General features: G+C 38.0%; 13 protein-coding genes. 11 read left to right on the plus strand and 2 right to left on the minus strand.

All coding sequences use genetic code 11. From position 1 onward, the window contains the following. Positions 1–7 precede the first annotated feature (7 nt). Genes tenI through CWS20_RS20690 form a run of 5 tightly spaced genes read left to right on the plus strand, consistent with a single transcriptional unit; the run spans position 8 to position 3,724 of the window. Positions 8–592 (plus strand): thiazole tautomerase TenI, encoded by a 585-nt coding sequence (tenI, locus tag CWS20_RS20670; protein WP_241504229.1) that lies wholly within the window; start codon positions 8–10, stop codon positions 590–592. A 31-nt stretch (positions 593–623) separates the two neighbouring features. Then, positions 624–1,748, plus strand: a complete 1,125-nt coding sequence (gene thiO, locus CWS20_RS20675) for a glycine oxidase ThiO (protein ID WP_241504230.1) — start codon at positions 624–626, stop codon at positions 1,746–1,748. Beyond that, complete coding sequence (gene thiS / locus CWS20_RS20680; RefSeq protein ID WP_066199047.1) at positions 1,739–1,939, plus strand: sulfur carrier protein ThiS; 201 nt, start codon at positions 1,739–1,741, stop codon at positions 1,937–1,939. The genes thiO and thiS overlap by 10 nt, the downstream gene beginning before the upstream one ends. A 1-nt stretch (position 1,940) precedes the next feature. Beyond that, complete coding sequence (locus CWS20_RS20685) at positions 1,941–2,708, plus strand: thiazole synthase (protein ID WP_066199044.1); 768 nt, start codon at positions 1,941–1,943, stop codon at positions 2,706–2,708. Further along, a complete protein-coding gene (locus CWS20_RS20690; RefSeq protein WP_066199041.1) occupies positions 2,705–3,724 on the plus strand; it encodes a MoeB/ThiF family adenylyltransferase in 1,020 nt (339 codons plus the stop codon). The genes CWS20_RS20685 and CWS20_RS20690 overlap by 4 nt, the downstream gene beginning before the upstream one ends. A gap of 78 nt (positions 3,725–3,802) precedes the next feature. Here CWS20_RS20690 and CWS20_RS20695 read toward each other — a convergent pair whose 3' ends face one another. Next, positions 3,803–5,026: an MFS transporter gene (locus CWS20_RS20695; protein ID WP_066199039.1), complete on the minus strand. Its 1,224-nt coding sequence runs from the start codon at positions 5,024–5,026 to the stop codon at positions 3,803–3,805. Positions 5,027–5,120: 94 nt separating this feature from the next. Between CWS20_RS20695 and CWS20_RS20700 the strand changes: the two genes are divergently transcribed. Further along, positions 5,121–6,845 (plus strand): ABC transporter substrate-binding protein, encoded by a 1,725-nt coding sequence (locus CWS20_RS20700; RefSeq protein WP_066199031.1) that lies wholly within the window; start codon positions 5,121–5,123, stop codon positions 6,843–6,845. Between the two features lie 152 nt (positions 6,846–6,997). Further along, the gene (locus CWS20_RS20705; protein WP_066199028.1) at positions 6,998–7,672 is read left to right on the plus strand and encodes a serine/threonine protein kinase; all 675 of its coding nucleotides are present in this window, start codon (positions 6,998–7,000) and stop codon (positions 7,670–7,672) included. Between the two features lie 75 nt (positions 7,673–7,747). Here CWS20_RS20705 and CWS20_RS20710 read toward each other — a convergent pair whose 3' ends face one another. Continuing rightward, on the minus strand, positions 7,748–8,362 hold the full coding sequence (locus CWS20_RS20710) for a nitroreductase family protein (RefSeq protein WP_066199026.1): 615 nt from the start codon (positions 8,360–8,362) through the stop codon (positions 7,748–7,750). Between the two features lie 132 nt (positions 8,363–8,494). Here CWS20_RS20710 and CWS20_RS20715 point away from each other — a divergent pair, with 132 nt between their 5' ends. From CWS20_RS20715 to CWS20_RS20730, 4 genes are all read left to right on the plus strand, one after another. After that, a complete protein-coding gene (locus tag CWS20_RS20715) occupies positions 8,495–8,851 on the plus strand; it encodes a winged helix-turn-helix transcriptional regulator (RefSeq protein WP_066199018.1) in 357 nt (118 codons plus the stop codon). A 94-nt stretch (positions 8,852–8,945) separates the two neighbouring features. Next, positions 8,946–9,578 (plus strand): hypothetical protein, encoded by a 633-nt coding sequence (locus CWS20_RS20720; RefSeq protein WP_066199015.1) that lies wholly within the window; start codon positions 8,946–8,948, stop codon positions 9,576–9,578. Positions 9,579–9,844: 266 nt separating this feature from the next. Beyond that, positions 9,845–11,113, plus strand: coding sequence for an MFS transporter (locus tag CWS20_RS20725; protein ID WP_066199012.1), 1,269 nt, complete (start codon positions 9,845–9,847; stop codon positions 11,111–11,113). Positions 11,114–11,339: 226 nt separating this feature from the next. After that, positions 11,340–13,496: a peptidoglycan D,D-transpeptidase FtsI family protein gene (locus CWS20_RS20730; protein WP_326134966.1), complete on the plus strand. Its 2,157-nt coding sequence runs from the start codon at positions 11,340–11,342 to the stop codon at positions 13,494–13,496. The last annotated feature ends 66 nt before the right edge of the window (positions 13,497–13,562 follow it).

Below are 13,562 nucleotides of genomic sequence, written 5' to 3' on the forward strand. Positions count from 1 at the left end.
GAAGCAATTGCATCTTATTTCTGATGGGAGGCTCACCCTTTCAGAATTTGCAAATATAGCCAGTAAAGTAGAACCATTTGTTGATTTTTTTCATTTGCGGGAAAAAAAGCGGTCTTCGCTGGAATTATACAATGGAGTCCAATTATTGGTGAACAAAGGGATTCCTTTGCGGAAAATTATCGTTAATGATCGGGTCGATGTTGCTTCTGTCTTTAGCATCGGTATTCAGCTTGCTTTTCATAGCTTGCCTGTAAGGATAGTTAAAAGTCATTTCCCAGGAATGCTAATCGGCCGCTCTATTCATTCCATTGAGGAAGCAATTGCTGCAGAAAAGGAAGGAGCAGATTTTGTTATCTATGGACATGTATATATGACTGATTCAAAACGAAATCTTCCGCCGAAAGGATTAAATGATTTACGATGCATAAAGGAAAAATCAGATATTCCAGTCATTGCAATTGGCGGCATCACCCCGGCAAATGTTGCAGAAGTCATTCAAAGCGGAACAGATGGGATTGCAGTCATGTCGGGAATCCTTTATGCGGATAACCCAGTTCAAGCAGCACAATGCTATGCGAAACAACTGAATTAAGGAGGAGAGACGACTGAGTAATGCTAGTGATGTGATTGTCGTTGGTGGAGGAATTAATGGCAGTTCAATTGCCTTTCAGCTGGCGAAAAGAGGATATAAAGTCACGGTAATTGAACAATCAAAAATTGCAGCCAAAGCATCTGGAGCTGCTGCTGGAATGTTAGGTGCACAAACCGAATTGATCGGGAACGGCCCGCTGTTTCGATTGGCGCTAAAAAGCCGCGCGATGTTTCCAGCCATTATAGCAGAACTGGAGGAACGATCAGGAATACAAATCGGTTATGAAACGAAAGGAATTTATAAGGTAGCTGTTTCAGAAAAACATGAGCAGGATCTTAAAGCGTTAATAAAGCTGCATAACACGGCTGGTGAAAAAGCAGAATGGCTGTCTAATGATGAATTAATCAAGCGTGAACCTGGGTTGGCTAAAAGCATGCTAGGTGCAATGTTCATTCCGGAGGATGGGCAAGTTCAAGCATATGAGCTGTCACTTGCATTTGCAAAGGCAGCCATCTCTTTAGGTGTGGAATATCATGATTTTACGACAATACATGATTTTATCATTAAAGATGGGAAAGTAACAGGCGTTCAAACGAGTCAAGGAGATTTACTATCCGATTCAGTAGTTGTAGCTGCTGGTGCTTGGAGCGGTTTGCTTCTAGAAAAAACGGGAATCACTCTACCTGTTTTTCCAGTTAAGGGGGAGTGCTATTCAGTTGTCTCTAATAGGAAGCTGTTGAACAGCACAATCTTTACGGAAGATTGCTATATTGTGCCAAAGAAGTCTGGAAGATACATTATCGGTGCGACAATGCGGGCGAATACATTTGACGAAAAAGTAACTGTTGGCGGAATCTCTTCATTAATGAATCAAGCGACAGCACTCTTGCCAGAAATAGCTAATGCAGAGTGGGAGAAAGCGTGGGCAGGTATAAGGCCAATAAGCGGTGACGGCCTTCCTTTTTTAGGTGAGCATCCTTATGTTAAGCAATTGTACATTGCCACAGGACATTACAGAAACGGGATTCTTTTGGCACCGGCAACAGGTGAACTAATGGCAGACTACTTAGATGGAAGAAGAGAGCCCTTCATGCCTTTTGGCCTGTCCCGATTAGATCCTAATCATTTGTTTAAAGGAGAAAGTAAATGCATCTAATCATCAATGGGAAAGAAATGCACACTCCAGATTCAATATCAGTCACGGAATTATTAACCCATTTACAATTGGAAGATAAGATGGCCATTGTCGAAATCAATGAATCTATTATTAATAAATCAAGTTATGAAGTAACAAAATTAGCTGATGGTGACCGCATTGAAATTGTTCACTTTGTAGGAGGAGGATAAAATGTTAACAATAGGTCCATATGAATTCAATTCCCGTTTGCTGCTTGGTACAGGCAAATATCCGAACATGGAAATTCAACAACATGCAGTTGAGGCTTCTGCTGCTGAAGTGCTGACATTTGCCGTCCGACGCATGAATATTTTTGCTGATGACCAGCCAAACTTTCTGGAAAATATTGATTTGACAAAATATAAGCTGCTCCCTAATACTGCTGGAGCTAAAACAGCCGATGAGGCGGTTAGGATTGCTAGGCTTTCGAGGGCTTCTGGGCTTTGTGATATGGTCAAGGTAGAAGTGATTGGCTGTGACAAAACGCTTCTTCCGGACCCGATTGAAACACTGAAGGCGTCGGAAACATTATTAGGTGAAGGGTTTATTGTTCTTCCATATACTTCAGATGATGTAGTTCTAGCAAGGAAGCTTGAGGAGCTGGGCTGCCATGCTGTGATGCCCTGCGCCTCTCCAATAGGTTCTGGCCAGGGGATAATAAATCCATTGAATTTGCAATTTATCATTGACCAAGCTTCTGTACCAATCATAGTTGATGCAGGTGTGGGAGGTCCGGCAGATGCTGCATTAGCAATGGAAATGGGAGCGGATGGTGTATTATTAAATACTGCTGTTTCTGCAGCAAAAGATCCTGTGAAAATGGCAATAGCAATGAAGCAGGCAGTAGAAGCAGGAAGGCTCGGCTATGAAGCAGGGAGAATAGAGAAGAAATATTTTGCGACAGCCAGCAGTCCATCGGAAGGAATGATATCTAGTTGAATAATCGCTATTCCAGGCAGGTGCTGTTTGCACCTATAGGCAGCGCAGGGCAAAAAAAACTGATGCTGAAGCATGTCCTCATTGTCGGTGCAGGAGCTTTGGGAGCAGCCAACGCGGAAATCCTTGCGAGGGCTGGAGTCGGCAATCTAACAATCGCTGATCGAGATTATGTAGAATGGAGCAATCTTCAGCGTCAGCAGCTTTATAGTGAAGAGGATGCAATGAAGAGAGTGCCTAAAGCTATTGCTGCTGCCAATCGGATAAATGCGATAAATTCAGAAGTGAAGATTCACCCGGTTATTATCGATGTTGGGGTACAAGAATTAGAAGAATTAACGATAGGAATTGATCTCATCATCGACGCTACAGACAACTTTGACATCCGGCGAATCATCAATGATGTTGCCCAAAAACGAGACATTCCGTGGATTTATGGAGGCTGTGTCGGCAGTTACGGTTTAAGCTTCACCGTCATTCCAGGCGTTTCACCGTGTTTGGCGTGCTTGATGGAGGCATTTCCGCTAGAAGGAATGACATGTGATACGGTTGGGGTGATACAGCCTGCTATTCAAATGGTGGTCTCACATCAATCATCAGAAGCGCTAAAAATATTATCGGAGGACTTACAATCGTTAAGAAAAACACTTGTGTCGTTTGATCTTTGGAAAAACCATTACAGCTCAATCGATGTTTCTTCCATGAAAAAACAAGAATGCCTATCTTGCGGCATAAATAAAACATATCCTAATCTGTCATACAATCAACAAACAAAAGCAGCAATTCTTTGCGGAAGAGATACCGTTCAAATAAGGCCACCAGAACCTAAGAATATGAATCTTAATCATTTAGCCCAAATGATTAGCGGACAAGGATTGAAAGTGGAGCAAAACCCATTTTTGCTTTCCGTTTCAATGGACAATTGCCGCCTAGTTATTTTTAAAGATGGCCGAGTCCTTGTCCATGGAGTCTCTGACATTGCGCAGGCGAAATCGATTTACCACCGATATTTAGGGTAGACATGCATGAAATATAATGCCCCTCAGAAGCGTGTGCCTTCTTCTGAGGGGTATTACAGTTTCTGGATAATATATAATTTAGCTGGATAATATTTTGTAACTTTCCTGCTGCTTTGCAGGAAGGCTACGAAACAAGTAAATGACAATGAAAGATAATGCACCAAGCAAGGCGAAAATATATCTAATATCAATGATAGCGGAGAGCATCCCAGTCATAAATCCTGACAGTGGCAAAGCGCATTGCATCAGCATAATCATGATGCCATTCACTCTCCCGAACATATATAAAGGAATAATCTTTTGCCTTAAAGTTCGGTTTAATACGTTGAACATAATTACAGGTGCACTTTGAATGGCTACTCCGATCAATAAGGTGAAAACATTCCAGCTTATAGAAATCCAAATAAATCCGAGTGAGCTGATAACTAAATTAATCATCATTAATTGTAAAGTGTTTTTCCCATTACTAAGAAAATTCACTAAAAAAATTGCAGCAATTTGTGCCGCAGCTGCCACGCCGTATACTAAGCCTAGTTGTTCGGAATTTAACAAAAGCTTGTCCCGCGAAAAATACACGAGCATACTGATTAATGCACCGTTTGCGATATTGACCATTAAAATTAATAGTGTAAGCGCACGTAATAGGGGGTGCTGAAATAGAAAGGAAACTCCTTCAAAAAAATGGTTAAGGGATAAGGCTTTTTTCTTTCTGTTAAGCACAATCTCATCATAAATTCTTAAAAATATAGTGGAAAAAATAATAGGGATAAAAGCTGAACCTGCCAAAAGTAGCACATAGTAAACACCTATTTTACTAATAAGAAATCCCCCTAAAATACTACCAAACAAGACTGAAGAAGTGTCTATAAATTGATAAAAGGAGTTGATTTTTAGTAGTTTATCTTTTCTAAATAAAAGTGGAATCATCGTGCTATTCACTACTGAAAACGAAGCATTAAAGCAGGCAATTAGAAAGCCTATCAAGTAAATATTCCAAATTTGCAGAGCATTAGTTATTGACAGAACAGGTATTAAGCTTACCAACCATCCTTGTATGATTGCACATAATATTAATAAAGTTTTTTGTGAGAAGTGATCAGCCAACCGCCCTGCTAGCGGAGAAATAAAGATATACGGCAAGGTTTGTAATAAAAACATTGTTCCCATACTGACTGATGATTGTGTAATCTCGTAAATCAGCCAAGGAATAGCAAGAACAAATATTTTATCTCCAAGTTTATAAGTGAATGTACCAGTAAGATATAAGATCGTATTTCTTTCCACCCATATAGAATTTTTCAAGTGAATCCTCCTCCCTATTGCTATTATTTACTTTTCCAAAAGTGGTAAAAAGGTTAAAATTAAGAAAATTTTGTCCCCTTTAATGAGGTGTTCTATGATGAATGAACGATATATCAGCTTGCGCACATTTCTTTATGAACGCGAACGAAATCTCGAATGTGAATGTAAAATAGAAGAGCTAGAACCAATTTGGTTTTGCACAAAGAAAAATGTAAAAAGAATACTGCATCAGTTGATGAATCGAAAATGTTTAATCTACATACCAGGCAGAGGAAGAGGAAACATCTCAAAAATCATATTTTCTCGACCGTTTAAGGAAGAAATAGATGAGTATTTACAGCAGTGTATCAATCAAGGAAATTTGGAAGAAGTGGTTCAAATGATGCGTTCACCAATACCAAAGAGCTGGTTAGTGGACGCAACAGGAAAGATTCACAAAATGCTCGGACTCCATACCGACACCAATGAGAAGGATATTCTCCATGCATTAAAAACAAGGGAAATCACAACACTTGATCCTTTAAGAGTTAAGATTGCTTTTGAAACCCATCTTATTCAGCATTTAGGCGACACCCTAATCAGATATGACGAAAAATCAGACAGAATTATTCCCCATTTAGCACATCACTATAAGGCAGATCATGATTATCGTGCATGGACATTTTTTATTAGAAAAGGAGTTGTTTTTCACGATCAAAGTGAGATGACAAGTAAAGATATTTTCTTTACGATTAATAGAATAAAAGGTGACTCACAAAATTACTCATGGCTAGTGGATGATATTGAGCGGGTAAATTGTCTCGGCCCATATAAAATAACCATTCATTTAAAACGGTCGAACCCTTTTTTTATTCGCTATTTAGCAGCGCCAACTTTTTGTATATTACCTGCTCATCTGAATTTTACAGAACAGGAATGGATTGGTACCGGTCCATTTATGCTTGGAGAAAAAACTCAAAATAAATTAATTTTAAAAGCAAATAATCATTACTTTAAAGAGCGACCATTAATAGACGAAATTCATATTCACCATATATCTAAAGATGCTGCAGAAACAATATATTTCACTGTAGATAAAAACGAGCAAACAACTAAAACAAGCTATCATAGTATTGATGATTCTGGCTTTCAATTTTTATCATTTAATTTCAACCGACCTTTACTGCAAAAAATAGCATTCAGAGAAGCTTTGTTCCATGTTTTTGATGTTCAGAAGATGATAGTAGAGCTTCATTTAGAGGCAAAGGAATCCTCGAGCTTTAATATTGGAAGGTCAAAACAGCAGATAAGAGATGTAACAAAGATTCCACAACTGCTAAATCAATCAGAATACACTGGGGAGGAATTAGTTCTTTTTCATTTTGCCAACGATTATGCCATCAATGCTGCATGCTGGCTAAAAAAGGAGGCAAATCATTTTGGGGTGAACATAAAATTATATGAAGCATCATATGAAGCGTTTTATGAAAGTGATGTGTTGGAAGAAGCTGACTTATTATTTATGGGACTGTCACTGTTTTCAGACAAACATCTAGCTTTCTTAAGTGGATTTAGAAATAAGGCATTAATTTTTAATCAAGTTTTTCCCGAAGAAGCAGAACAGTTCATTGAGGCAGAATTGTTTAAATTCGAGCATTCAAATCAACTCGATGAAAGGGAGAAAATGATGGAGAAAATCGAAGCCTATATTAGAGCCAATTATATTTCCTTGTTTTTGTATCACCCGATTGTGAATCGGCCTTTAGATTCAATAATAAGAGATGTTATTCCTCATTCATTCGGACATCTGGATTTTACAAAGCTATGGATTGAGCAATAACCAAAATCATCATTCAGTGAGAAGTCACTTTAATTTAATTCATCCCCATTTTATGTTAGGATTTTAAAAATATCTTTTTTTTCTTCACATCAATGGTTTGTACGTCACATTTTATAAATAATGGAAGCGTGATTACATGAAAGGTGGAAAAAATGAACAATCAATGGGATATATTGAAAGATTCTCTTTCTGAAATAGCCGTTTTTTCAAATCCCAACAATAAACCAGTTTCTATTGAAAAATATAACAGTAGTTTAGACTGTATTGGCATAGGAACAGACGCGGCTGTTTTTCGATCTAATCTGGTACCTCGTTTTGCATTTAAGGTTTTTGCAGAGGATAAATTGCATAAATTACATGAAGAAGAGCGTGTATACAGCATGCTTGGCAATTCACCTAGATTTGCGTCATGTTTTGGTACTCATCATAATGTGCTCGTATTATCATATGAAGATGGTGATACACTATATGATTGTATTGTTAAAGGTACACATATCTCAGAACAGGTCATTATCGATGTTGATCAAGCTAGAAACCATGCAATTGAAAAAGGTTTGAATCCTCGAGATATTCATTTGAAAAATATTATCATGCAAAATGGGAGAGCAAAGCTGATCGATGTTTCTGAATATAATAAGCCAGGAAATGACTTTCGATGGGAGCATTTAAAAAAGGCTTATGAGGAATATTATTCAATAATAGATGGCAAAAAAGTCCCTGTTTGGCTGGTGGATTTATTAAGAGAAAGCTATAATCAGAGAAGCAGCAATCAAACTTATGAAGACTTTATGAAAAGTATTTTAAAGTTTAAAGCTTTATTAAAATAATAAAAGAGCTGAGCAACTGTTGCTCAGCTTTTCTTACGTCATTTTTAAAAGATTTTCTGATGAAATCAGTTCAAATTAATAAAATTTGGCAATTCGATTTAACGGCAAGCGAGTTGAATTAAATGCTGGTGCAGCAGCTTTCCCGATTGCAATTAAAGTAATTGGGAAGATATTTTCTTCTAAATTATACTTTTCTGCAAATGCAGCTTTATTAAATCCGCCCATAACCACTGTGTCTAATCCGCGCTCTTTAGCCAGCAATAAGATTTGCATGGAAATAAGCCCAGCATCATAGCTGGCAATATTCATTAACGCTTCTTTAGGAGCATTTGGATAGAGTTTGAAAGTATTTTCAATTGTGCGGTCAGCAATGGACTGATCCATATAGCCAGCCTCAACATTAAGCTTATATATTTCTTCGACATTTTTATATGCAGTCATATCTCCTAAAACAGCAATAACAGCCGAAGAATCTTCAATTTGCGCTTGATTGTTGGCAATGCTTCTTAATTCCTTCTTCATTTCTTGATCTTGAATAACAATAAATCTCCATGATTGCAGGTTGCTTGATGAAGGTGCACTAGTCGCAAGAGATAAAAGATCCTCAAGCTCACTTTCTTTGATTTTATAATCAGGGTCATAGCTACGTACTGATTTGCGGTCATTCATAATTTTTTCTAGCTCACTCATTACATTTCCCTCCTGAACTTATTAATAGTAAGTTTTACAATTATCAACTTACCATTAGTAAGTTGATGTGTCAATTTTTTCATTTCATGCTATGATAGTTTTAAAATTAGATGGAATGAAAGGAGAATACATATGACCCGCCCAGCCCAATCAAACATTAAGTCTCAGCATGTATGTAAAAACTTTCATAAAACAATTGAATTTATCGGTCGGCGATGGATGGGAATGGTGATCTATTCTCTTCTCGACGGACCGAAAAGATTTCATGAGATTGTTCAAAAAATAGATGGAATATCCGATCGTCTGTTAACGGAAAGATTAAATGATTTAGTAAGTGAAGGACTAGTGACTAAACGCTATCTTGACGCTTCCAGCAAGAAAGTTGAATATGAGCTAACACCAAGTGGTGAAGCTTTAAAAGAAGTCGTTCTTGCTATCCTTGATTGGTTAGAAGAGAAGGAAAAAATTGAAAAAACAGGTAGCATATAAAACATTGTTGAAAATTTCATCCCCTCTTATCACATTTTTTGAAAATATGGTAAGCTTAAACAGTTGTATAGATTTAACATAGGGGGAAGTCTTGATGAAAAAATTATTCAGTCTATTATTAGTCGCACTGCTCGCAGCTTGCTCATCTGCAGAAGAGTCTGGCGGAGAGACGAAGAAGGAAGAACCGAAAGCGGCGACTGAGGAAAAGTCAGACGCAGCGAATGAAGAAAAAGGGCTTGAAGTTGATAAAGGTCTGTTAAATGTACAAATTACCATTCCCGCTTCATTTATGGAAGGTGAAAATACGGATACAGCAATCGAAGAAGCAAAAGCCAACGGCATTAAAGAGGTTACAAAAAATGAAGACGGTTCCATCACATACAAAATGAGCAAATCTGAGCATAAAAAAATGCTCAAAGAATTGCAAACAACCATGACTGAAAGCATGGACGAAATTAAAAATGACAAGGAAATCGCTTCAATTAAAGATATTACACACAACAAAGACTTCTCGGAATTTACTTTAGTTGTGGATCAAGAGGCATATGAAAACAGCTTTGACAGTATAGCAATCTATGGGCTTGGCATATCAGGCATGTATTACCAGCTGTTTGACGGAGCCAGCCCTGAAAATTATAAGGTCAATATTGATGTTAAAGATGAAGCATCAGGCAAGGTATTCAGTGAAATCATTTTCCCTGATGATTTGGAAGATGAAGCAGAGTAGTAAAATGAGAGCACCTGAAATTTCAGGTGCTTTTTTTCATCGATGCTTTGTGTTAACAGGTTCATTTTATCCGTTAGCATTTTCGTTTATGCGTCAGTTTTCGCTTTTATGTGTCAGCTACAGCACTTTATGCGTCAGAATCCTCGTCTTTTCTCAGCGGCAATTCAATCATAATAATGAAAAATGAATTGAATATCTACAAATATATAAAATAAAGCAGCAAAGGAGTATAATGAGAAAGAATAACAATTTAGGAGATATTTCAAGTGAATAAACAAAACAGCAAATACAGATGGGTTGTTTTCGGTTCCGTCCTGGCTGCCTATCTGTTTATCGTCAGTCAGCGGACAGCACCGGGGTTAATTACTGATCAGCTTATGGCAGAATTTCAGCTAACAGCGGTTGTCATTGGATTGATGACGAGCATTCAATTTTTTGCTTATGCAGGTTTGCAAATACCGATAGGTTTATTGTCCGATCGATTTGGACCGAATTTATTTTTAATTATAGGCACTTTATTAAGCGGGGTAGGCACACTTGTTTATAGTGTCGCAGATAACGGCTGGATTCTTGTTCTGGCAAGACTGCTATGCGGTATCGGAGATGCAACTATATGGGTGAATCTAGTTTTGATCTTAAGCCAGTGGTTTAAAGTGCAGGAGTTTTCTATGTTGGTCGGTCTAGCCGGAATGACAGGTAGCTTTGGCTTTTTGCTTGCCACCGTTCCTTTCTCAACATGGATTGCTTCATTTGGCTGGAGAGCTCCTTTTTTTGTTGTAGGAATTGTGCTTGTTTTATTAGGAATGTTACTTTACTTCGTCCTTGTAAAACAGCCTGAACGAAGATTTCCAATTGAAAAAGCGAATAATAAATCAAAGGAGAAATATGAAAAAACGTCTGTAGTATTGAGGCGCTTAATATCTAGCCGTCAGGCGTGGGCTACTTTTCTTTGTCACTTTGGGGTGGTTGGTACGTATATAGGGTTTATCGGATCTTGGGCTGTTCCATATGGCATGGATATGTACAGTCTTTCACGATCTAATGCAAGCCAGCTGATTATGTACGGCTTAATTGGCGCAATAATAGGGGCACCGCTTACAAGCTGGATTTCCAATAAAATTCAATCGATCAAACGGCCATACTTAATCATACATGTCATTGTTCTAGCATGCTGGTCCATTTTCTTACTATTCGAAGGCAGACCGAGTTATCCAGTACTAATCATCCTCTTTTTTATCATTGGCTATGCAAATGGTGCAAGTACGCTAACATTTGCTGTAGTCAGACAATCTTTCAATATTAAAGAAGTTGGTTTAGTGTCAGGGTTTGCGAATACAGGTGGCTTTTTAAGCGCGGTATTATTGCCGAGTATCTTTGGGAAAATATTAGACTACTTTAATGCAGGCGGAAGTTTAGCAGGCTATCATTATGGTTTTATTATTCCTGTCCTCTTTGCAGCAGTAGGTCTACTGGGCGGCATCCTCCTTCGCGAGCCGAGTGTGAGCTTGTCAGAAGTAAAAGAACAAGCAATGTAAGCAGAAGAAATCACTGTACTGTGGTTTCTTCTTTTTTAATGCTTTTTTACTATAATAGTAGAGTAGTAATTGAAAAATATTGGATAATAACGTAAAATTATTATATATATTTCTAAAATTTTCTTGTTTAATTCCATAGATTAATTTAAAATATTAGATTTGGTAATTATATAGTCTTTAGAAACTATGAATATATAACTATAATGATAAAAGGGGGGGATTCTGGGTGAAAAAAAGAGAGAAAAAGAAAAAAAAGAATGTGATTTCACTAAGAATCAATATCATGTTTTTTGTCGTATTTTTATTGTTTTCGGTATTGATTTTTAGACTGGGGATGGTTCAAATTGTATTCGGGGACGATTTTAAAAGAGAAATAGAAAGAAAGGTAGAAGTCCCGGTAAATACTTCTGTTCCAAGAGGGCAAATCTATGATAGAAATGGAAATTTAGTTGTCGGCAATGTTCCGCAAAAGGCAATAACATATACGAGGTCACATGCTGTTTCTCAGGATGAGATGCTAAAGACGGCAAAGCTTCTTGCGGTGATGATAAATAAGGATTCAGAGGAAGATTTTAAAGCAATTACACAAAGGGATCGTGAAGATTTCTGGATTATCGAGAATCCCAATGAAGCAAAAGAAAAGATAACGAAGGAAGATGAAAAGCGTTTTAAGGAGCAAGAACTAAGTCAAGAAGAATATAATAAAAAAGTGTATGATTTAACAAGGAAAAGAATTACAGAAGAAGAGCTTCATTCTTTTTCGAAAGAGGAATTAGAAGTTTTGACTATTTTTCGTGAAATGGCCAGCAGCATTGCACTCACCCCTCATATCATAAAGAATAAAGATGTCGGTGAGGAAGAATTTGCTGTCGTAAGTGAAAACCTACATCTATTGCCCGGAATCAATACAACGGTAGACTGGGATCGCTACAATGCCTATACGGATGAGGATGGCAATGCGACTTTAAGTTCTGTTTTGGGAAAAATCACGACGTCAAAAGAGGGGCTGCCGCAAGATATGCTGCAATATTACGAAGCGCGCGGCTACAGTAGGAATGACCGTGTGGGAAAGAGCTACCTCGAACTGCAATATGAAGACGTTCTTCAAGGACAAAAGCAAATTGTAAAAAATTATACAGATAAAGCTGGAAATGTAACCGAGACAGAGGTTGTCAGAGAAGGCAAGGCAGGCAAAGACCTAGTTTTAGCCACTGATCTCGAATTCCAGCAGGAAGTTGAAAAAATTATTGAGAGAAGACTAGGTGCCATGAGAGGCGGATATATGGACCGTGCTTTTGTGTCAGTAATGGATCCGAATACAGGTGAGATGCTGGCAATGGCCGGAAAGCAATATGTGAAAGATAAGGACACGTATCAAACACAAGTACAGGATTTCGCTTTAGGCAATATGACGACATCTTATTCGATGGGGTCTGCTGTGAAGGGCGCGACGGTGCTAGCGGGTTATCAGGAAGGGGTAATCTCTCCACGCGATGTCCTTGTAGATAGACCATTGGAATTTAAAGGTACACCTACAAAAAGATCTTGGAATACTCATGGTTTTGGTCCTATTAATGACCTTTTTGCACTTAAAAGATCCTCCAATGTATATATGTTTTTAATTGCAATGAAAATGGGCGGGCAGCAGTATTATGTTCCAAATGGTCCATTAAGCGTTGATAAAAACGTTGCAATAACTAAGCTAAGGAATAATTTCAACCAATTTGGCTTAGGGGTCAGAACAGGAATCGATTTGCCTGGAGAGCAGGTCGGATTTGGGCCGGGACAAGAACCGCCTGCTGGCGGTAATACGCTCGACTTTGCAATCGGCCAATTTGATACTTATACGCCGCTGCAGCTCGTACAATATGTATCTACGATTGCAAATGGAGGCTACCGAATTCAACCTCAAATGGTGAAAGAAATAAGAGAACCAAGTATGAATGAAGGACAATTAGGACCAGTCTATCAAGATATGAATACGAAAGTTTTAAATAAAGTTAATATGAAAGACGAATGGATTGATCGTGTTAAAGAAGGATTTAGACAAGTAGTAAATGATTCGCAAGGTACAGCCTACTCCTCCATCAAAAACAAACAATACAAAATCGCCGGCAAGACAGGTACTGCGCAAGCACTGTATGATGGTCCAATCCAAGTTAAGCCAAAGCCGATGCTTTGGAATTTAACCTTCGCTGGATATGCGCCATATGATAATCCGGAAATTGCACTTTCTGTTGTTGTGCCTTGGTCTTCGACAGACAAAACGCATATCAACTTAGATATTGCCGATGATGTATTCAAGGCCTATTTTGATTTAAAAGAAAAAAGGGCTAACGATGAACCGTCAAATGATGAAAAAGACGAAGAAGCAGCGGAATGAATATAGTATAATAGAAAAGCATCGGAAATTTTCGATGCTTTCTTTTTGTTTTTAAAAAGTTAACTA

Origin of the sequence: Cytobacillus horneckiae, from assembly GCF_002835735.1 — a bacterium.
Lineage (GTDB): Bacteria > Bacillota > Bacilli > Bacillales > Cytobacillaceae > Cytobacillus > Cytobacillus horneckiae.

What these genes read in the sequence shown, in the direction of transcription:
- thiS (WP_066199047.1), top strand. Translation starts at nt 1,739, where the DNA reads ATGCATCTAATCATCAATGGGAAAGAAATGCACACTCCAGATTCAATA.
- CWS20_RS20685 (WP_066199044.1), top strand. Translation starts at nt 1,941, where the DNA reads ATGTTAACAATAGGTCCATATGAATTCAATTCCCGTTTGCTGCTTGGT.
- CWS20_RS20700 (WP_066199031.1), top strand. Translation starts at nt 5,121, where the DNA reads ATGATGAATGAACGATATATCAGCTTGCGCACATTTCTTTATGAACGC.
- CWS20_RS20705 (WP_066199028.1), top strand. Translation starts at nt 6,998, where the DNA reads ATGAACAATCAATGGGATATATTGAAAGATTCTCTTTCTGAAATAGCC.
- CWS20_RS20710 (WP_066199026.1), bottom strand. Translation starts at nt 8,362, where the DNA reads ATGAGTGAGCTAGAAAAAATTATGAATGACCGCAAATCAGTACGTAGC.
- CWS20_RS20715 (WP_066199018.1), top strand. Translation starts at nt 8,495, where the DNA reads ATGACCCGCCCAGCCCAATCAAACATTAAGTCTCAGCATGTATGTAAA.
- CWS20_RS20720 (WP_066199015.1), top strand. Translation starts at nt 8,946, where the DNA reads ATGAAAAAATTATTCAGTCTATTATTAGTCGCACTGCTCGCAGCTTGC.